This is a genomic window from Leptothoe sp. LEGE 181152, assembly GCF_032906605.1.
GTDB classification, from domain to species: Bacteria; Cyanobacteriota; Cyanobacteriia; order Phormidesmidales; family Phormidesmidaceae; genus Leptothoe; species Leptothoe turfae.
This window is the reverse complement of record NZ_JASATU010000032.1, coordinates 302,000-322,828: the sequence shown is the minus strand read 5'-3', so window position 1 is coordinate 322,828 and position 20,829 is coordinate 302,000. Positions and strand designations below refer to the sequence as shown.

Here is a 20,829-nt window from a genome sequence, read left to right as displayed (position 1 = left end):
TGTGAGTGTATGTGGTTAACCCATGCTGGCCAGTTCACGCTGAGCTAAGGCGAACCGCTTGAGGATTTTGTCTGCCATCTGAGCAGGGGTCAATCCTAGGGCTGTTTTGGCTTGAGCTTGAGTAGCATGATCCACCAAGATGTCAGGGATGCCCAGACGCAAAATGGGTACGTTGACATCGTTATCTAGTAAGGCTTCTGCTACGGCTGAACCGAACCCACCCATGAGGCAGCCCTCTTCAAAGGTGACGACCCGTTGGATTTTCTGAGCCAACGGCGCAATCAATTCCTCATCTAGAGGTTTCACAAAGCGTGCGTTGATCACAGTCGCTTCAATGCCATGCTCACTTAAAATCTCTGCCGTTTGCATGGTTGAGTAAACCATGGAGCCGTAGCCGAGCAAGAGTAGGTCATCACCCTGGCGTAGAACTTCTCCTTTGCCAATGGGTAGAGCTTCCCAACCTTCTTCCATGAGCGGAGCGCCATAGCCACTGCCTCGGGGGTAACGTACTGCAATGGGGCCATCAGTGTGCTCAATGCCCGTAACAATCATCTGCTGAAGCTCGGCCTCGTCTTTAGGGGCCATAACCACCATGTTGGGGATAGAGCGCAGATAGGAAATGTCGTACATGCCCTGGTGGGTAGGACCGTCAGCACCGACAATGCCCGCGCGATCTAGGCAGAAAAATACCGGCAGGTTTTGGATGCAAACATCATGGACAATCTGGTCGTAGGCGCGTTGCAGGAAGGTGGAGTAGATAGCGGCCACTGGGCGCATTCCTTCACAGGCTAGGCCCGCTGCCAGGGTAACGGCATGCTGTTCGGCGATACCAACATCTATATATTGCTGAGGGAGTGTGGCTTGGAGCTTCTCGAGGCCAGTACCGGTGGCCATGGCTGCTGTAATGCCAACAACCTTCGGATTATCTTCTGCCAGTTTGACCAGAGTTTCTGCAAAAACCTTGGAATATTTTGGTGGCGTTGGCTTTGTAGATGGATACCCCTTGCCAGTCGTTAAGTTGAAGGGGGACTGAGCGTGATAGCCCACCTGATCTTTTTCAGCGATTTCATACCCTTTGCCTTTGATCGTAGACACATGTACTAATACAGGTCCCCCTTTGGCATGGGCTTCTTTAAACGTGTTGATCAGTTCACTTAAGTTGTGACCATCAACCGGACCCATGTAGGTAAAGCCGAGTTCTTCAAAAACAGCCCCTACTTTAGACATTGCCAACCGTTTCATCCCTTCCTTGACTCGGTCTAATTCCGGTGAGAAAGAATCACCGACGAAGGGTATTTGTTTTAATTGCTCCTCAAGGTTATCGCTGAGAAACTGTATCGGTGGGCTCAGGCGAATTTTATTGAGGTAACGAGGAATTGCACCGACGTTGGGAGAGATGGACATTTCATTGTCGTTAAGCACCACCACCAGGTTGGTGTTGGGTAGGTGCCCGGCATGGTTGATGGCTTCTAGGGCCATACCTCCGGTGAGTGCCCCATCACCGATAATGGCAGCGACTTTATAGTCATCCCCTTGTAAATCGCGGGCAATCGCCATGCCTAATGCGGCAGAAATGCTGGTGGATGCATGGCCAGCCCCAAAATGATCAAACTTACTTTCGCAGCGCTTGAGGTAGCCAGCCACACCATCCTTCTGTCGTAGGGATGAAAAGTCGTTGTAACGGCCTGTAATTAATTTGTGAGGATAGGCCTGGTGCCCTACATCCCAGACGACTTTGTCACGATCTAAATCTAGGGTTTGATATAAACCCAACGTTAGCTCTACCACGCCCAGCCCCGGTCCCAGATGCCCTCCGCTGGCGGATACCGTTTTAAGATGCTTTTCTCGAATTTGCTGGGCAATGGCTTCTAACTGTTTCACAGACAAGCCATGCAACTGGTTTGGATGGGTGATTTCACTCAGATGCATGTTAAAGACCCTCTAGATCGTTTGCTGTAATTATGTGTGGCGTTTTTGTAGTGCCGCTCATTTATGAGTCTGAAAGAATAACCTGGATTATTTCCGAACTCAGAAACGGCTCATGTTTTGTCACTCATTCACTGTAGATTAGATCAGGGTTTCAAAGGACAATGATTACAAAATTACCGTTGTCTTATTTAACGATTAATATGCATAGGTAATCTGTTTGCCATTCACTGCATTGCTATGCATGGCATGGTGATTTTGGCAGCAATTTAGGCGCATCGAATGCTAATTAGCAATCTCTGTTCTATTAGACCTATTGATAATGATTAATATGACTGCTACTTCAGTTTTGCATCGTTGTTTAGTGCGTTCACTACTTATGCCAGTGACCCTTGGTTTGGCCACGGCTTCGCTGGTGGCTTTGCCTGGCTATGCAGAAGAAGATGATAGCTATGGTCAATGTGTGGCCGCTCTTAAAGACAGCGGGGTGAGTGCAGAGCAAGCAACGGCTAGCTGTGCTGGTGCTCGCTTCCCAGGTACTCTTGGCGAATGTGTTGTAGATGTTAGTCAGGACGCTGGCATTGGCGCGTTGGATGCTCTAGAGGGCTGTGAGCGTTCCCGTCGCCCTGATGACGTTGCTGATTGCACTGTTGATATTCACCGAGCGTTGCTGACACAGCCGTCAGTCAATGCCTTAGAACACTGTAGCCGCAGCTTACTGCCAGAACGATTTGGCCAATGTGTTGTCGATCTTAGTGATGAGGCTCAATTATCGGTAGATGCCGCCCTCGACCAATGTATTCGAGCTGGCTACCGTCCCTGGACAACGTCTCCCCGGCAGTAGCTGCTATCCAAAATAAGCAGCACTTGATTAGGTGCTCCAGCGGCTGGCGATGGGCATGCGCCAGCCAAGGCCAAAGGCCCGATCGGTTACTTTTAGTACTGGTGGGGCCTGTCTGCGTTTAAACTCGGCACGGGTTAGTAGGCGCACAATTTTGCCGACAACAGTGGGATCGTGCCCTGCGGTGACAATATCGTCTGTGGACTGATGGCGTTGAATTAGGCGTTCGAGAATATCGTCAAGGATGTCGTAGGGGGGTAGGGAGTCTTGGTCAACTTGGTCAGGACGTAGTTCTGCACTCGGGGGTTTTGTCAGAATGTTGTTGGGAATGATTTCTGTTTTACGATCGCACTCGATTAGACCTAGGGCAGTGTCTGTTGTTTGAATACAGTGATTCAGCCAATGGCATAGGCTGTAAACTTGGGTTTTCGGCACATCGGCAATGACAGCTAAGCCGCCATTCATATCGCCGTACAGGGTACAGTAACCCACTGCCATTTCTGATTTGTTGCCGGTGGAGAGTAACAAATGACCAAATTTATTGGTGATGGCCATGAGCAAATTGCCCCGAATACGGGACTGAAGATTCTCTTCGGTAACGCCGGGTTCAGTGCCGGTAAAGAGATCAAGCAGCGTGTTGTCGTAGCCCGCCATGAGTTCGCCAATGGGCAGTTTTTGTGTGGTGATGCCTAGATTATGGGCGAGTTTTTCAGCATCGCTAATGGAGTGGTCAGAGCTATAGGGCGAGGGCATGAGTACGCCTAGAACGTTATCGGGACCCAGGGCAGCGGTTGCGATCGCAGCCACCAATGCGGAGTCAATGCCACCACTAAGACCCACGACAGCTTTACTAAATCCACACTTACGGCTGTAGTCCTTAACGCCTAGAACTAAGGCCGACCATATCTCTGCTTCTGGAGTATCTAGCAGCGGGTGAATAGTTCCAGGGACCAGAGTTTGCTGTTCCAGGTCATAGTCCACTATCTGAACCGCTGGTTGAAAGCTGGTGCTACGGCTGACCACAGTTCCCTGACGATCCATGGCAACACTGCAGCCATCAAAAATCAAGTCGTCGTTGCTCCCCACCTGATTGACATAGATAATCGGGCAGCTATGCTGACGGGCCGCATGGGCAATCATTTTCTCTCGTAATGCTTGTTTACCCACCGTAAAGGGTGATGCCGAGAGATTAACCACCAGATCGACGCCTGCTGCCACCACCTCGGCTGTGGGGTTGACCTTATAGGTCCGCTGTCCCCAAAAGTCATCTTCATTCCAAAGATCTTCACAAATGGTGACGCCAATATGCAATGAGCTGCCACCGGCTTCCAGGGTAAAATGATTGGGGTCGGTACCCGATTCAAAGTAGCGATCTTCATCAAAAACGTCATAGGTTGGCAGCAGACGTTTATGAAACACAGTTTTAATGGTGCCGTTTTCTAACAACGCCATGCTGTTGTAAAGAGGTTTTTGCCCTTTGTTACCTGCGTCAGTATTGGGTTGGGCCAGGCCTATTAAAGTGGTTAAGCCTTGGGGTAAGTCTTTGGCCAGTTTTTCTAAAACAGTCTGCATCTGTTGGATAAAGCCAGGACGCAATAATAAGTCTCTTGGTGGATAGCCACACAAGGAGAGTTCTGGCGTGAGTAAAAGATGGGCCCCTTGTTCTGCCGCATTTTGCGCAGCGGCTAAAATCTGTTGGGCATTACCAGTAAGGTCGCCGACAGTGGGATCGAGTTGAGCAATAGCGAATTTCATGGTGAGTTAAATGGTAATGGAGAGACGTTCCATGGAACGTCTGTACATGGGGGTGGTAATGGAGCGTTTTAAACAAAGACCATTGGTTTATCCTTGAGTGGTTCAAACGCCTCTGCATCAAACCGATACAGGCTGGCAGGGCGTCCCGCTCCGCGAGAGGTTTTAATACCTGTATCTTCCAAGAAACCAAGCTTTAAGAGACGAGTGCGAAAATTTGAATAATCAGAGAAATCTTCACCTAAGATCGTAATATACAGCTGATATAAATCGCTGAGGGTAAACATCTCGGGGAGTACATCAAAGGCAACGGGGCTGTATTTCACCTTGTTACGCAGGCGCATGGTGCCATAGGTGAGAATCTCTTGATGGTCAAAGGCAAGGTCCGGTAGATGGTCTAGGGGATACCAGGCAATCCCGCTGACACCATCGGCGATGAGCTCGGCTTCTGCATACCGTACAAGGGCAAAATAGCTGACTGAGAGATAGCGCACATTGTAGGCATCTTCGGCTTCACGTGGGTCTCGTTTAGGCCCCCCAAAGGAATAAAGCTGTTCTACATAGAGATTTTTGACCCGAATTTTTTCAGAGAGGACTCGGTAGGATGCTGTTTCTAACGATTCACCTTGCCTTACCAGGGTACCCGGTAACGACCACTGTCCTAAGAAGGGGGCTTCGTGGCGCATCACCAACAGCACCAACAGCCGATTGAGCTCGGTATCGACCGAGAAAATAACGTTATCAATGCCCACTTTAAAGTCGGCTAAGGGATGGTTGGTGTGTTTTCCGGGCATGGATACAGGTTGTGTTGGTGGATGTAGGCTTGCACGACAGCAGGGATTTCATCGGGTTTTTCTAGGCAGCCCTGGCGGAGCGTGCTGGAGGATATGTGATGTTGACTTAGGGGCGTGGCGATCGCCACATTTGCCCCCAGCGATCGCAAATGGTCTAACTCAGTTTTATTGAGCCCATAGCCGGGGCGTGGAAAGACCAATATCTTGGCCCACCGCATCACATCCTCTGAGCGATACCAACTGGGTAGCTGTTTAACTAAGTCGGCTCCAATCACAAAGGTAAATTCGGCGTGGGGCCAGATGCGTCGAGCCCGCTCTAGGGTAACGGCGGTATAGGGGTGGCTTAGTTCCCGATGTAGCTTGATGGTGCCGGGGGTATTGAGATCTGCGATCGCAAGTTCCAGCATATCCATTCGCATTTCAATGGGAGATTGGTTTTCTTTCCATGGATTATCCGACGCCCACACTGCCACATGATCAAACTGATGCCCCAACGTTGCCACAATACTGCGATGGCCATTGTGGGGCGGGTCGGCACTGGTCCCAAAAAGTGCCACGCGGAGTTGGTTGGCAGGGGGAATAGTCACTGGCAGTCGCAGGGTAAAGAAGTCTCCTATGAGATTATTCGACATATCCTTAGGTAGATGCTGCATAGTGAATACGAATTTTGTAAGTTTTGCATTGGGTGCTAGATGCAAAATAGGCAAAACTCACCTCACAGGAGTTTCAATTAACAGTAGCGAGGTGACTACGGCGAGTGCAATTGGTTAGATCCCGCAGCGCAGTCGAAATTTCTGCCTGGGGTACGACAGGCTGATACACATCACGTACCGACAATGGCAGTTGTGCCACAGATTGGCTGGCTCGTTCTCGAATTGTCTCTAATGGATCGTCAGGGACTAGCCGGACTCCGTTTCGCATAATGGGGTTTAATAGCCCGCCGCTATCCGCAGACGTGGCTTCTTCTGCCAGCCCTAGCCGGTCGCCAGCCGCAGACCGAAATATCTGTTTGCGACCTGGATATGTGAGTTTGCCACTAGACTCCTTCATGACTGGAACACCATCAATGTCCACTATTTTGTATACCCCATTGACTGGAACCCCTGTGACTAGCTTAGTCCCTAGCCCATATCCATCAATGCAGGCCCCCGCTTGTTTTAAGCGGAGAATTTCTTGTTCGTCCAAATCGCCACTGGCGAAAATCGGCACATCGGGTAATTCGTGACGTACCTGCTGAGATAGCGTTACCAAGTCCCCAGAGTCAATCCGCACACCTGCTAGAGAGTGATCGGTCTGTTGCCCTAGTAATCTTGCTGCTGCCACAGTGTCGTAGGTGTCAATCAGCAGTGCTGCCCCAGGGAAATAGCGGTGAAATGCTTCAAATGCATCTGCCTCACTCCCCTCTAAGGCAGAAATCGCCATCACCAAGGCATGGGCCATGGTGCCCACGGGCTTACGACCCAGCTTGAGTGCTGCTAGCACATTGGATGTCGCATCCAATCCCCCGGCCAATGCAGCGCGTGCCGCCCATAGGGAAGCTTGGGGGCTAAACGCCCGTCTGGTGCCAAATTCTAAGAGTATGGCCTCCGAACCAGCGACATCTCGCAGTCGAGCTGCCCTGGTGGCAATTAGAGTTTGATAATTGATGGCATTTAATAAATAAGTCTCCACGATCTGGGCCTGCCATAGGGGGGCTTCGACTCGCAAAATGGGCTCATTGGCAAATATGGCTGTGCCTTCTGGCACGGCCCACACATCTCCTGAAAACTGGCTGCTTTCCAAAAGGTCCCAAAACTTGGGGGGTGCCCCTGGGAAAATATCGGTCTCTTTAAGAGCCGCTAGCTGGGCTGCCGTAAATCGAAAGTTTTCTAGATAATCGAGGGCTGCCGCTAGCCCTGCCGCAATCAGATAGCCAAAGCCCTTGGGTAAACGGCGCACAAACAGTTCAAAACTAGCCCGACGTTGATCTAGCCCTTCGCCTACGTAACAGGCAGCCATGGTTAGCTGATACAAATCGGTCAGGAGCCCGTATTCATCAGACTTCATTAACAGTGATGCATCATTGGTCATCGGAATTTTATCCTGTAGTTATGGTTATTTTAACCAAAATATACTTGCTGATTTCAGATGATTTATAAATTTATAGCTAAGCTTTCTGGCGATAAATATTGGTTATGAGCGGCCTGATGGGATATTCAAGTTTGTTCGTTAGCAGATTCCAGTTGATTTCAGAGTCTGTGGACAAAGAGAGCGAATAGGGATAATTAAATAGGTGACAGATGGGGGATGATTTTTGGTGTCCTTAAATATAAGTAAGTGTCTGATTACTGGTGTTCAAGGTCTGCATTTTTTGTGATTTGCTGTGGAGATAAGTGCTAGGGGGCAACTCCTCGATTCCCGCCTGCGTCCCTGCTTTCTTCCTCTGACCCCTTCCTTGTTAACAATTAGAAAGATATTCTTAAAAAAGAATATTAAACTTACATCCCTGTCCCCCATGGCTCCGTCTTCGCCAATTGTTGAACCCACGTGGAAAACAGTCATCCGACTGATGCGTTGGGATAAACCCACAGGCCGTTTGATTTTAATGGTGCCAGCCTTGTGGGCTTTGTTTTTGGCGGCAGAGGGTCGGCCTGATGGGGTGCTGTTGGCAGTGATTATTTGTGGCAGCCTGGCTACGAGTGCAGGTGGCTGTGTCGTTAATGATTTGTGGGACCGGAATATTGATCCAAAGGTGGAGCGGACGCGTAATCGGCCTCTAGCTTCGCGGGCGTTGACGGTGAAAACGGGGATTGCGATCGCAGTTGTGACCTTTCTCTGTGCCATTGGCTTTGCGCTATATCTTACTCCGTTGAGTATTTTGCTGTGTTTTTTGGCATCGCCAGTTATTTTGCTTTACCCATTAGCCAAGCGTGTGTTTCCAGTGCCGCAGCTAGTATTAGCCATTGCTTGGGGGTTCGCAGTATTGATTCCCTGGAGTGCTGTCACTGGCAGTTTAGATACTGCCGCCTGGTTGTTATGGGGCGCAACCGTGCTTTGGACCCTTGGCTTTGACACAGTTTATGCAATCCCCGATCGTAAGTATGACGCTCAGCTCGGCGTGAATTCTAGTGCTCGCTTTTTCGGTTCGAATACCCCTGAAATTGTTGGGTTACTCTTTATGGGGACTGCAATATTGTTGTTGTGGTTAGGCAGTTATAAGGCATTAGGTGCACCCTATATGGTTACTTGGGCCATTGCCTGTGGTATTTGGTTTACCCATTATCGAAAATTACGGAATAAGCGCCAGCCTGCCCATGTATATGGGCAAATCTTTCGTCAAAACGTGATTTTAGGGTTTGTATTGTTAGGTGGAATGATCACAGGCTCTTTGATTGGATGATGTTTGCGTAGGTTGGGTTGAGGCACGAAACCCAACAATCGATACCCTCTGAGAATGTCGTTCAGGTAAAAAGATATATCACGCGACACGGATGGCTTCCTTTAAGACAGTTGCTTGTAGTGCAGGTTTCAGAGAACGTTTGGTCACAAGATCAATGGGACATTTAAATAAATTTTCAAGGAAAAACTTTAGATCCATATAGCGATCAAAGGTCGCAGGACTATTGAAATCAACTAGAAAATCCAGGTCACTTGATTCTGTGGCTTCGTTGCGTGCCACTGACCCAAACAGTTCTAGAGATTTGACATCAAAACTTTGAATGCTTTGCAAGTTTTCTTGAATGGATGCTGCAACTGCTTTATGGGTAAGTATGTTCTTTTCTGAGGTGTTTGATAATGATTGTGCAGTCCCCATATGTTTGGAAGAGTGTCGTTTTGCTTATTTTAGCCATTGATTAGGTTATACAACAGAAATGCCATGGAGACGTAGGTTGGGTTGAGGCACGAAACCCAACAATCGATACCCTCCGCCATTAATCTGGTCGATGAACCTCCATGATTTTAACTGTGGGGTGTTGGCGATGTTGGGTTAGGAGAGGGATTGATGTATGGCGAACATGTTGTTGAGGTTTTAACCCAACCTACGGGGAGTGTATTTTTGCAAATTGTTGCCGACTAAATAAACCATAATCACACAGTGTGTTGAGGAGAGTTCCAATATCCATGGGCAAGCCGCTACGATTTTCTACACAGGCTATTTAGTGAATATCGAGTTGTATCAACAAATCCTTATTTTTCTTGGCTGAGCCGGTAGCCACTAAATCTGCCCATAATAGGAAAGGTAGGCCGTCATTCAGTCTACTACCCACCGCCTTTCCATACCCTATGCTTGAACTCCACTGCCACACCACCTTTTCTGACGGGACCCTCACACCACAAAAACTGGTGGAACGGGCTGCGGCCAAAGGTGTTAAAGCGTTGGCGATTACCGATCACGATACAATTTCTGGATGGACTGAAGCCCGTTCAGCGGCTCAATCCTACGACTTGGAAATAGTTCCTGGTATTGAACTCAGTACGACATATAACGAGCGTTCTATGCATATTCTGGGGTTTTACCCAGATCCACAAAAGCTAGCAACACCCTTAAGCGAGCGTATTCAGGGCCGTCATCGCCGGGCTCAGAAAATGGTAGATAAGCTGGCTGAGTTAGGCTTTCCCATTGCACTACCACCGATGCCGGGCACCATGGCCCCTGGTCGCCCCCATATCGCTAATGCACTGCTGGCAGCGGGCCATGTGACATCTCAACAAGAAGCCTTCCAGCGGTTTATCGGCGATCATGGTCCGGCCTATGTTCCCTACGAAAAATTTACTGCTCAAGAAGGGATAGAGTTGCTAAGAAGCTGTGGTGCTGTGCCTGTGTGGGCCCATCCCTATTTGTTTAGAGGTGGCATTGTAGAAGAGGTATTGCCAGAATTGGTTAAGGCAGGTCTGATGGGTGTGGAAGTGTATCACCCACAGCACAGCATTAGTGAAGAGCGGGTTCTCGAAGAACTTTGTGCACAGTACAACTTACTCATGACTGGCGGTAGTGATTACCATGGACCTCAACCCAAGCCCAAGGCTGGTGCCATTGATCTCAACGGATTGCATCTTTCCTTGGAGCTGTTGGATGGGGTGAAGCAAGCAGCAGCAAAGCTGGATAAAGAGTAAAGCGGCGGAGAGTAAAGGGATAAAGAGTGACTCTTGACTTTCTACTCTTTACCCTTCACTGCATCATTCATTAAACTGTAGCCGCTTCCTCTACCATACGAGGATTCCAACGAGAACGTTGTTCCTCAATGTGCATATTTTCACTATTTTTCTTTAAATGGCGAGGGCTGCTCTCAAAGGCTAGAGATGAGGGTAAGGCATCTGCACCATATTCTGTTTGAATAAATGTGTTGACCTCTTTATAGGAAGGGGAGAATCCATCATCTGGTCCAACGGAATTAATGGAGAGATACTCTCTAAGAGACGTTGAAAACATGCCAGTTCCATCATCAAAGAAGCGCTCAGTGGTCTCACCATACTGAGCATAGGTATAAAATGCGATGTCTGTGGGAGCTTGAGTAGCAACCCAAGAAACATAGGCCCAATACTCACTAAATGTGCCAAAATCATTGGCTGAACGCATCATTAGGGAGAGCCAGTGATCGGTCGATGTGTAATGATGATTGATGCGCTGGGCAAATGTTTTGAGGTGTTCTTGCTTAAACCACATGTGATGGGGGATAAACGTGCCAGTTTCGTCTGTCAGTGGTGTTACACCTAACACGTTGCGAATCCAGGTATCCCATTTGCCAACAATGGCAGGATTGCCATATTTGTTGTGTTGTAGCAGTGCAAAGGTATGTTCTAAGGTCGTATCCTCACCACGAAATGCAGGCCAGGTTGCGGCTGGGAGTAGATCACTGTCCCACACTAGATACCATTCGCTGAGATTAGAGATGCCTTCAAAGGCCCCTAGTTTCAGAAGCTGCTGATAAAACCAGCCAGGGTTATACAAAGACTTGCCTAAATTAAGCTCTTCACAGATGACAGTTTTGGTCAGCCCACTTGCCTGGAAAAAGATTTCTTCGTTGTGAATATGGATCGGGGCTGTTTTCCAGCCTTGAGACTTTTCCTGGAGACTAGCTACTTCTGTAGGTAGGGTGATGATATGTATTGAGCGAGGCTGATAATGATGGGTGAGCCCTTCCATGACCGCCCGTGTATTCCATCGAGTACGAAAGAGGGGGATGACAATATCAAAAGGTGGGTGTGCCATAGGTTCTCAAAGCATTGGGATTAACTGGACGCGATCGCGACCTCCTAAATAGAGGCCACGACCGTTGTTTTATACTAATCTCCTAGAATCATTTAAACAGGAGATAGCAGTTCAGTTGGTTCTGTAGAATGGGCTTTGACAGTTTCCATCAGGCTGTGGCCCACTGTAGATGGATCTTCGAGGCCAACATCGCTGCAAAGTGGATCGATGCCAACTCCCTGACGTGGATAGTCTTGGCAGATCTCACGATAGGCGCTGATCGCTTCGTATAGCTCATCTTGAGTCATGGAGTTGAGATAACCACATTTACCAACCCCACCCTTGGGTAGGGGCGCGGCTAAGTTGCCGCCCCGTTTCTGAACAATCTTTTCTTGAGAAGCCCAGAGAGTGTCGTTATTAAGTAGTACGTCATTCCAAAGACTTAACCCAAAGGAACTGATCAGGCGAAGAATCCGGTGGAACTCATCAGCTGTGATCCAGCTGTCGCGGTAGCTGAGATACGCGCCAAAGCCCATGCCAATGGCTACAGCATGCCCGTGCAACAAGCCAGCCTCAATTTCGAAACCGGGTGACCAAGTGTGGCCGTAGGCGTGGGGACGACACTGGTGAGTCTCATAAAGGTTGTCGTACTCAGCTTCAACGTAGCTTCTGAGGGCGGCACCCAGAATTTTTTGAGAAAGAGTGCTAATATCAGCGCCAGGCTCACAGTTGAGAGTCCCAAAGCGAGTCTCAATCAATTCAGGGCCAGCCTGTTCTAGATACTCAAACAGCTCAATATTCTTGACGGTTGCCATTTTGATGATCTCGGCAATACCGTGGCGCAACCACCCTTCCCGCAATGTCTTAAAGAACGAGCGATCGGTTAGGGAGAGTACAGGTGCATGGTAGGCTCCAAAGAGATTCTTATAACCAAATCCATCGCAGCAAGTGCGAGGAGAAGGACCTGCATCAATGCCTGCCACAATGGACGTGGAAAGCATGACATAGGGAGTGTTGCGGTGGTAAAGGGCACAGGCCAACCCACCCGTGTCAGTCAAAACACCACCACCAATGATCAGTACAGGTTCGTTACGGCAGACGCCAATCATTTTGAAATCGCCAAGCATACGTTCCACGGTATGAATACCCTTATCCACTTCCATGGCCCGGTAAACTAGTTTCTCCAGGTGAATGCCGTGGTGCTTGAAATACTTCTCGATTTGCTCCCCGTAGTAATTTTCGACATTTTGGTCGACCATGCAAACGCATCGCCCATGGGCAATATACATGTCTCTTAAAACTGTTTCCTGGGGGTCTAAACAGTTTTCGACTACACGAATTGACGTGAATGTCCGTGATGTCATGACCGCTTCGATGATCTGATCGTCATCGGTGCTGACCACAGAGGCCTGACTCTCACGGTAGCTAGACGTTGGATAAACCGCGTGGGGATTTTCGTCAACCAAATGTGCGGCCAGGTCTTGATAGAAATTTCTGTCAGCGCTTCGCAGCAGACGCTCTAATAGCTTGCTACCCCCTAAATTTGACTGGTGTACTCGGTCTGCGAATGTACTCCACTCCTCCCCAGCTGTTTGATCAAAGGCAGAAATTACTTCTGCCAACAGTCCAAAAAATCGACTAATGGAGAAGTTTAGACAACTGCGTAAACTGCGACAGGCTGATAAACCTGCGATCGCACCTGCTGCTTCAAACTCTTTGCCCAGTTCTTCGGAGAAGGCGGGACTATTTACCAATGCGAGAATTAAACTTCTAAAAACCTCGCCACAGCAAACAGCTTCAATGGCATCGTCCAAATTTTGGTACGCCAAAGGCTCACTGTCGTATGCCGAGATAAACGCTTTAACAGCTGGGGGGGTATTTGCCATTGTTGTTTCGAGAAAATAGCAACCGCAATATAACAAACTTTACAGTATCAGATAAAACCACAAAAAACTTAGTGGAACTGCCCAAAACAATAATTTCCCCGACAAACTTTGGGTAAGTAGCTTAGGCTACATCAAACAAGATGATTTTTAGGTTATGACAACAGAAAAAACAATATTTTATCTGCTTGTAGAATAAATGAAAGACCCGTTGGCGAAGTGTATGTGGTGCTTTCAATTCTGAGTATAACCACATTGTTGTGTAGTTAGTCTGTCAGCTAGAAGACTTTTTTGTATTAATCAATGGATTGACATGTGTATTCGTATACTGTTTCGTTGCCCTTTTTGTTAATATGTAAGCAACCGTATTTGGTTTTTTCTATGGCAATAGCCGCCTCATTTGTCATGAATTGATGTTTTGTAGTATCTTATGGCCTTTTTTAGCCTGGATCGGTGACTATCTAAGTTGAGGGAGGATATGTTGCGATCTCGGTAAGGTGTTTACATCGCTGTCATAATGATCAAAGCATTTGGTGTTAGTCAATTTTTGCCGACAGGGCATCCTGATTGTTTTGCTGAGTGTTTCCTCAGTGATTTATCTCCTGGTCAGCGAGATTTGCAGGTGCAGGTGCGTGCCGTATCTGTGAACCCCATTGATTGTAAGATGCGTGCCTCTGTGCAGGGGCGGTTGATCACCCCGAAAATTTTAGGTTGGGATGTGGCGGGTGTGGTGACTGCTGTAGGTGAGCGGGTGACGCTGTTCAAGCCTGGAGATGACGTTTACTACGCCGGTAGTATGGCACGACAGGGATGTAACAGCGAATATCATTTGGTGGATGAGCGAATTGTGGGTCATAAGCCCAGGAGCTTGTCCTTTGAGGAAGCTGCCGCGCTGCCGCTAACGACCATTACTGCCTGGGAATCTCTTTTTGAACGTTTAAATATTTCTCCTGAACCTCGCAGTAGTGATGCCACTCTTTTAATTATTGGTGGTGCAGGTGGGGTGGGCTCTATGGCTATCCAGCTGGCCAAGTATGCTGGTTTACGGGTGATTGCAACGGCTTCCAGGGATGTGTCAAGACAGTGGTGTATGCAGTTGGGTGCATCTCGCTGTGTCAATCACCATGGAGACTTGCGAGTTGAGCTTGAACGGCTTGGTGTTGCTGCTGTTGATTATATCCTTTGCCTTAATGATACTAATCACTACTGGCAGGTAATGGCCGATGTGATTAAGCCCCAGGGGAATATTTGTGCTGTTGTTTCAACTAAAGAACCCCCTGATCTTAATCTGTTGAAGAATAAGAGTGTCACCTTTGCCTGGGAGTTTATGTTTACCAAAGCGCTGCATGGGACAGACGATATGGTCTCTCAGCATAGATTACTAAATCGAGTGGCGCAATTAGTGGATCAGGGGATTGTTAAAACTACGATGACGGAACATCTGGGAGCTATGAATGTGGCTAATTTGGCTAAGGCCCATGGACGTTTGGAGTCTGGAAAGATGGTTGGGAAATTAGTGCTGTCAGGTGTTGAGTCTTAGGTTGCCTGGGATTTGCCCCCTCAGCTGGTATTTAGCTGGCAAGAAAGAGGCCGCTCTCGGTACAGATGCCATCTAAAGGACGGTCCCAGCGGTTTTTAGGAATCTCGGGCAGGCGAGCAAACTCAAATACAATGCCGATTGTCGTTTTGCCTTGCCAGCTGGTTTGGCTGAGCATGCGGTCATAAAATCCTCCGCCATAGCCTAAGCGGTATCCTCTGACATCGCAGGCGACGGCTGGGACCAAAATTACATCTACCCGGCGAGGATCTACCACAGGTGATGTTGGATCAGGTTCGGTGATGCCGTAGGTGCCAGAGCGTAATGGCCAGCCACAGGTAGGAAACCATCGATGCCAAATCAGTTCTTTGCCCTGACAGCGTGGGAGTCCCCAAGATCGCTGTTGAGCCAGCAAGCTTCCCAGGTCTGGCTCATTACGAAAGCTACAGTAAGCCAATATTGTGCGCGCGTTTTGCAAGGTTGGCCATTGGGCTAAATGGGTGCAAATGCGATCGCACTTTTGATGCCACACCTGGGGTGGCATCGCCTGGCGTGCCTTTAGTAGAGACCGACGCATTTGGGCTTTCTGGTCTTGAATTTTGGCAATTGCTGTTGACTTATAGGTCTCTGACATCATTGCGTTGAACCGATTAGGTGCCGTTATGGTACATCAGAGGAGGGGGGTGGGGAGTGGGGGATAGGCGGTTTTCGCGATAGCGTTAGAAGAACATCAACATCAGGGAGTCTTTACTATTACCACCGTCTCACCTATCCAACGTTTATCTCAGGATGTGATCAGCCTGATTGCTGCTGGGGAAGTGATTGATTCCCTGGCGGCTGTTGTGCGGGAGCTGTCGGAAAATGCGCTGGATGCTGGGGCTACCAGGATTGTGATTCATTTGTGGCCAGAGGTGTGGCGGGTCCGGGTGACGGATAACGGCATGGGTATCTCCCGTGCTGACTTAGAACAAGCGGCCACGGCCCATAGCACGAGCAAGATTCGCACCTGTGATGATCTGAGTCAAATTCAGAGTCTGGGGTTTCGGGGTGAGGCGCTGCATAGTTTGGCGCAGCTATCGGACTTAGAAATTCGTAGTCGGGTGGCTGGGGCTGTGGGTTGGCGTGTGAATTATGGTGTAGAAGGAACGGTGACAGAGATTGAGGAAGTTGCGATCGCACCTGGCACCGTTGTCACCGCTGATACTCTTTTTACACGATTACCTAATCGTCGTCAGGTGTTGCCGTCTGTGGCCCAACAGCTACGCCAGGTGCAACAAACTGTGCAGCAGTTAGCCCTGTGTCATCCCCAAGTCACCTGGCAGGTGGCCCACACTGACCGTGACTGGTTTACCCTGTGGCCGGGGTCTACGGCGAAAACTATTCTGCCTCAGATTCTGCGGGATGTGACGGTCCATGATTTAGCGAACGTAAGTTTGACGGCTGATGATTTGGGGTGTGCGCATGGGCAGTTGAACCTGTTGGTGGGATTGCCGGATCGCTGTCATCGAGGACGTCCGGACTGGGTACGGGTGGCGATTAATGGACGAACGGTGACGGCTCCTGTTTTAGTACAGTCGTTGATCTATAACTTTCGCCGTACGTTACCCCGCGATCGCTATCCCGTGTGTTTTTTGCATTTGCGGGTACCGGCTAAGCAAATTGACTGGAATCGTAATCCGGCCAAGTCGGAGATTTATTTGCAAGATACGGACGTGTGGTGCGATCGCATTGCCATTGCAGTTGAAAAGACTTTGCGACTGTCTAATTTGGCGGACAGTGCCCAAACTCAGCGTACTAAACAGCTGTTTAAGGCGGCTGAGGTCGCTGGTAGTTATGGTCCTAGTAATCATAATCTGCCGAGTCAGCTTAAGGCTGTTGCCCAGGTTCAGGAGACCTATATAGTGGCTGAACACAGTGGTGGCCTGTGTTTAGTGGAGCAGCACATTGCCCATGAGCGGGTTATTTACGAACAAATTAAATCGCGTTGGCAAACGGTTGAGATCGAGCCAGCGATTATTTTGAGTCAGCTTAGTGCCCGTCAGGTTGAGCAATTGAGGCGGTTGAGTTTAGAGGTAGACCTATTTGGTGAAAATCTTTGGGCTGTGCGTTCGGTACCGGTACCGTTGGCGGAGCGAGACGATTGCGCAGATGCTCTGCTGGAGTTGAGTTTAGGTGGAGATGTTGATGAGGCGATGGTGGCGACGGCTTGTCGTACGGCAATTCGCAATGGGACGCCGTTGACGTTAGAGACAATGCAAACGTTGTTGGATGATTGGCAGCGGACTAAGAATCCAAGGACCTGCCCCCATGGGAGGCCGATTTGTTTGACGTTGGAGGAGTCGAGTTTGTCGAGGTATTTTCGGCGGCATTGGGTGATTGGTAAGAGCCATGGGTTGAGGCAGTAGGGGCATGTTTTATGCATGCCCTGGAATAACGACTGCTATTTGACAAAACTCTCTGGTACGAGGGTTGTAGGGCGGCGTCCCGCCCTGCCCAGGGGGGTGTGGGCTTCGACGTGAGCTCAGCCGAACGTGAACACGGAGGGACCCCACGCAACCGGTTTTGGTTCCAGCCGAGAAGCTACATAAATGAAGCCTTACAGCTACCCCTTCAATCAATGCGTTCAGACTACGAGGCTGTACGAAATCCTGACTGATAGCGCCTGTTATCGCAGGGCATCCACAAGGGAATGCCCCTACAAGATTGTCCATTTTTAGGGGCTAAGGAAAGAAGGTCCCCCCATAACCGGTTTTGCATCCAACCCAACAAGCCGATCAGACACATAATCCCAAACCCTATCAAGCAAATCAGGTGCATTAGCATCAAACCACTCAATCGCCTTTTCCTTCCTAAACCAAGTCCGTTGCCGCTTAGCAAACTGCTGCGTATGACGAATCACCAAAGCAGCCGCTTCCGCTAAACTTACATCCCCAGCTAAATGCTGTTTAATCTCCGCATACCCTAGCGTGTTTAATAATGGCAAATCCGCACCGTAACGATTGATCAAGGTGTGCACCTCGTCTACCAAACCAGCATCTATCATATGGTGGGTGCGTTGGGCAATGCGCTGACGTAGGTCCTCACCACAGTCCAAGCCCACATATATAAGGGGATAGTCCGGCGGATTTTCGCCTTGTTGGGCCGAAATAGTATGTCCAGTCGCATAATAAACCTCTAATGCACGCAGGGTGCGAACGGCATCATTGGGGTGAATCCGCTGAGTCGCTGCCGGGTCTACTTGGTGTAAAAAGGCATAACACTGGGGTTGACCTAACTCAGTCAGTTGCTGACGCAGGTTTGGTTGAGGTGCAACACGAGGAATAATTAAACCTTTTGCGATCGCATTCACATACAACCCTGTCCCACCTACCAACAAGGGCACCTGCTCTTGCCGTACGTGTATCTGCTGAATTAATTCCTGGGCCTTGGCTTGATAATCAGCAACTGTTAAAGTTTCAGTCGGCTCACATATATCAATTAGATAGTGAGGTACCTGCTGCTGTTCTGCTAAGGATGGCTTTGCCGTACCAATATCAAACTCACGGTATACCTGACGTGAATCTGCTCCCAAAATCACCCCATTTAACCGCTGAGCTATCTGCAACGCTAGGCCAGATTTCCCCGATGCCGTTGGGCCAACGACTATAATAAGGGATGGTACATAAGCACTAAATTTTAAACTGATTTTAGTCAATGAAAATTGTCCGTATATTTTACGTGTAAATTTTTTTGATCCATCCCTAATAAATACGCTTTCTAAAATCCATTCAGAATCGCTTTTAACACCGTTGTGCTAGAATTCGGGGGCACAATTTCATTTCTAATGCTATTGCGGCTTTACGACCGTCTTAGGAGATAGGAACGCATGACAACCGATTATGGTGCTGATCAGATTCAGGTGCTTGAAGGCCTGGAACCTGTGCGCAAGCGACCGGGTATGTACATTGGTAGTACGGGGCCGCGTGGTTTGCATCACCTAGTTTACGAGGTTGTTGACAACTCCGTAGACGAAGCGCTTGCGGGTTATTGCAAAACGATTACCATCGACCTTAATGCCGACGGTTCTGTCACCGTTACTGACGACGGACGCGGTATTCCCACGGATGTCCATGCCCGTACCGGTAAGTCTGCCCTGGAAACCGTCATGACGGTCCTCCACGCTGGCGGTAAGTTTGGCGGTGGTGGCTATAAAGTATCCGGTGGTCTCCATGGTGTGGGTGTTTCAGTGGTTAACGCTTTGTCAGAATGGGTGGAAGTTACTGTCTGGCGTAATCAAAAAGAGCATCTTCAACGCTACGAGCGTGGTGAAGCCCAAGGAGAATTATCAGTAAAAAGCGGTGCTGGTAGTCAGACGGGTACATCGGTCAGCTTTAAGCCCGACCAGCTGATTTTTACGGAGACCGTTGAGTTTGATTACAGCACCCTGGCCGGTCGTTTGCGAGAGTTAGCGTACCTCAATGCGGGTGTGGATATTACGTTCACGGATCATCGCTTAGAACTGCTCAAGGCAGATGAACCTAAAGTAAACCGCTACTTCTATGAAGGCGGTATCCGTGAATACGTTGAATATATCAATAAAGAGAAGCAGCCTATTCACCCAGACATTATTTACGTGACTGGCGAGAAAAACGGTGTCCAAGTAGAAGCCGCTCTGCAATGGTCTGTCGATGCCTACTCTGATAACTTGATGGGCTTTGCAAATAATATTCGCACTGTTGATGGTGGTACACATTTAGAGGGACTCAAAGCGGTGCTCACACGCACCATGAACAATTTTGCTCGCAAGCGTAATAAGCGTAAGGATAATGAGTCCAACCTCGCTGGTGAGAACATTCGCGAAGGCCTAACGGCGGTTATTTCCGTAAAGGTGCCAGAACCCGAATTTGAAGGCCAGACTAAAACTAAGCTGGGTAATACCGAGGTGCGCGGTATTGTCGATTCGCTGATTGGAGAAACCCTGAGCGAGTATCTAGACTTCAATCCCAATGTGGTGGATTCTATCTTAGAAAAAGCCATTCAATCGTTTAACGCAGCGGAAGCGGCCCGTCGTGCGCGAGATCTGGTCAGACGTAAGTCAGTTTTAGAATCCTCCACACTGCCGGGTAAGTTGGCGGACTGTAGCTCCCGTGACCCCGCTGAGTCTGAAATCTTTATCGTAGAGGGTGATTCTGCGGGAGGTAGTGCCAAGCAGGGGCGTGATCGTCGTTTTCAAGCCATTCTGCCGCTGCGAGGCAAGATTCTCAACATTGAGAAAACCGATGACTCGAAGATTTATAAAAACAACGAAGTCCAGTCATTGATTACGGCTTTGGGATTAGGTATCAAGGGCGAAGAATTTGATGCATCCCAGCTACGCTACCATCGCATTTGTCTAATGACAGATGCAGATGTGGATGGCGCTCACATTCGCACACTGCTGCTGACGTTCTTCTATCGCTATCAGCGAGCGTTGATCGATCAAGGCTTTGTATACATTGCTTGCCCACCCTTATATAAGTTAGAGCGGGGCCGCAGTCATACCTACTGTTATAGCGAGCAAGAACTCCAGCGAGGTATTAGCGCATTGCCTGCTAATGCAAAATACAATGTGCAGCGATTTAAGGGTCTGGGTGAAATGATGCCTACTCAGCTGTGGGATACCACCATGAACCCGGAGAGTCGCACGCTGAAGAAGGTGGAGATCGAAGATGCAGCGGAGGCCGAGCGGATCTTTACGGTGCTCATGGGTGATCGTGTAGCACCTCGCCGTGAGTTTATTGAGACCTATGGTCCAAAGCTGAACATGGCGGATCTAGATATCTAAAGTCTGACAACTGTCGGAGGGCTCAGTCGGTGATTGCGAAAATACAATACGGCTAAAGTCATTAGCCATTCCATCAATAGATAATAGAGCTGATTAGAAGCATAGTTGATTCCTTGCTTCTAAT

At 48.9% G+C, this 20,829-nt stretch carries 16 protein-coding genes; 6 read left to right on the top strand and 10 right to left on the bottom strand.

Translation table 11 applies throughout. From position 1 onward, the window contains the following. Nucleotides 1-15 precede the first annotated feature (15 nt). Nucleotides 16-1,929 carry a 1-deoxy-D-xylulose-5-phosphate synthase gene (gene dxs, locus QGP82_RS18625; protein WP_163671021.1) on the bottom strand — a complete coding sequence of 638 codons (1,914 nt, stop codon included), beginning with the start codon at nucleotides 1,927-1,929 and terminating at the stop codon, nucleotides 16-18. 328 nt (nucleotides 1,930-2,257) lie between these two features. On the opposite strand from dxs, the gene QGP82_RS18620 reads away from it, so the two are divergent. Next, nucleotides 2,258-2,770 carry a hypothetical protein gene (locus QGP82_RS18620; RefSeq protein ID WP_163671022.1) on the top strand — a complete coding sequence of 171 codons (513 nt, stop codon included), beginning with the start codon at nucleotides 2,258-2,260 and terminating at the stop codon, nucleotides 2,768-2,770. A 27-nt stretch (nucleotides 2,771-2,797) separates the two neighbouring features. On the opposite strand, the gene QGP82_RS18615 is transcribed toward QGP82_RS18620, so the two are convergent. From QGP82_RS18615 to QGP82_RS18600, 4 genes are all read right to left on the bottom strand, one after another. Continuing rightward, the gene (locus QGP82_RS18615) at nucleotides 2,798-4,522 is read right to left on the bottom strand and encodes an NAD+ synthase (RefSeq protein WP_499060644.1); all 1,725 of its coding nucleotides are present in this window, start codon (nucleotides 4,520-4,522) and stop codon (nucleotides 2,798-2,800) included. 68 nt (nucleotides 4,523-4,590) lie between these two features. Beyond that, a complete protein-coding gene (locus tag QGP82_RS18610) occupies nucleotides 4,591-5,313 on the bottom strand; it encodes an NUDIX hydrolase (protein WP_499060643.1) in 723 nt (240 codons plus the stop codon). After that, entirely contained in the window at nucleotides 5,283-5,966 is a 684-nt protein-coding gene (locus tag QGP82_RS18605; RefSeq protein ID WP_499060642.1) for a nicotinate-nucleotide adenylyltransferase, read from the bottom strand. Before QGP82_RS18605 ends, QGP82_RS18610 begins: the two co-directional genes overlap by 31 nt. Before the next feature lie 73 nt (nucleotides 5,967-6,039). Further along, nucleotides 6,040-7,383 (bottom strand): nicotinate phosphoribosyltransferase, encoded by a 1,344-nt coding sequence (locus tag QGP82_RS18600; RefSeq protein WP_163671025.1) that lies wholly within the window; start codon nucleotides 7,381-7,383, stop codon nucleotides 6,040-6,042. A gap of 424 nt (nucleotides 7,384-7,807) precedes the next feature. On the opposite strand from QGP82_RS18600, the gene QGP82_RS18595 reads away from it, so the two are divergent. Then, nucleotides 7,808-8,692, top strand: a complete 885-nt coding sequence (locus QGP82_RS18595; RefSeq protein ID WP_163671026.1) for a 4-hydroxybenzoate solanesyltransferase — start codon at nucleotides 7,808-7,810, stop codon at nucleotides 8,690-8,692. A gap of 78 nt (nucleotides 8,693-8,770) precedes the next feature. On the opposite strand, the gene QGP82_RS18590 is transcribed toward QGP82_RS18595, so the two are convergent. Continuing rightward, entirely contained in the window at nucleotides 8,771-9,106 is a 336-nt protein-coding gene (locus tag QGP82_RS18590; RefSeq protein ID WP_490793932.1) for a nucleotidyltransferase family protein, read from the bottom strand. A 470-nt stretch (nucleotides 9,107-9,576) separates the two neighbouring features. Here QGP82_RS18590 and QGP82_RS18585 point away from each other — a divergent pair, with 470 nt between their 5' ends. Beyond that, nucleotides 9,577-10,407, top strand: coding sequence for a PHP domain-containing protein (locus QGP82_RS18585; RefSeq protein WP_499060641.1), 831 nt, complete (start codon nucleotides 9,577-9,579; stop codon nucleotides 10,405-10,407). A gap of 70 nt (nucleotides 10,408-10,477) precedes the next feature. Here QGP82_RS18585 and QGP82_RS18580 read toward each other — a convergent pair whose 3' ends face one another. Both QGP82_RS18580 and QGP82_RS18575 read right to left on the bottom strand, forming a co-directional pair. Further along, entirely contained in the window at nucleotides 10,478-11,503 is a 1,026-nt protein-coding gene (locus QGP82_RS18580; RefSeq protein WP_499060640.1) for a DUF6492 family protein, read from the bottom strand. Between the two features lie 92 nt (nucleotides 11,504-11,595). After that, a complete protein-coding gene (locus tag QGP82_RS18575; RefSeq protein WP_499060639.1) occupies nucleotides 11,596-13,368 on the bottom strand; it encodes a sedoheptulose 7-phosphate cyclase in 1,773 nt (590 codons plus the stop codon). 517 nt (nucleotides 13,369-13,885) lie between these two features. Between QGP82_RS18575 and QGP82_RS18570 the strand changes: the two genes are divergently transcribed. After that, nucleotides 13,886-14,905, top strand: coding sequence for a zinc-binding alcohol dehydrogenase family protein (locus QGP82_RS18570; RefSeq protein WP_499060721.1), 1,020 nt, complete (start codon nucleotides 13,886-13,888; stop codon nucleotides 14,903-14,905). A 31-nt stretch (nucleotides 14,906-14,936) separates the two neighbouring features. On the opposite strand, the gene QGP82_RS18565 is transcribed toward QGP82_RS18570, so the two are convergent. Then, nucleotides 14,937-15,539, bottom strand: a complete 603-nt coding sequence (locus QGP82_RS18565; RefSeq protein ID WP_499060638.1) for a 5-formyltetrahydrofolate cyclo-ligase — start codon at nucleotides 15,537-15,539, stop codon at nucleotides 14,937-14,939. 115 nt (nucleotides 15,540-15,654) lie between these two features. On the opposite strand from QGP82_RS18565, the gene mutL reads away from it, so the two are divergent. After that, the gene (gene mutL / locus QGP82_RS18560; protein WP_499060720.1) at nucleotides 15,655-17,307 is read left to right on the top strand and encodes a DNA mismatch repair endonuclease MutL; all 1,653 of its coding nucleotides are present in this window, start codon (nucleotides 15,655-15,657) and stop codon (nucleotides 17,305-17,307) included. A gap of 308 nt (nucleotides 17,308-17,615) precedes the next feature. Here the strand turns inward: mutL and miaA are convergent, their stop codons facing one another. Beyond that, a complete protein-coding gene (miaA, locus tag QGP82_RS18555) occupies nucleotides 17,616-18,596 on the bottom strand; it encodes a tRNA (adenosine(37)-N6)-dimethylallyltransferase MiaA (RefSeq protein ID WP_499060637.1) in 981 nt (326 codons plus the stop codon). Nucleotides 18,597-18,767: 171 nt separating this feature from the next. Between miaA and gyrB the strand changes: the two genes are divergently transcribed. Then, on the top strand, nucleotides 18,768-20,705 hold the full coding sequence (gyrB, locus tag QGP82_RS18550) for a DNA topoisomerase (ATP-hydrolyzing) subunit B (protein WP_163671035.1): 1,938 nt from the start codon (nucleotides 18,768-18,770) through the stop codon (nucleotides 20,703-20,705). Nucleotides 20,706-20,829 lie beyond the last annotated feature (124 nt).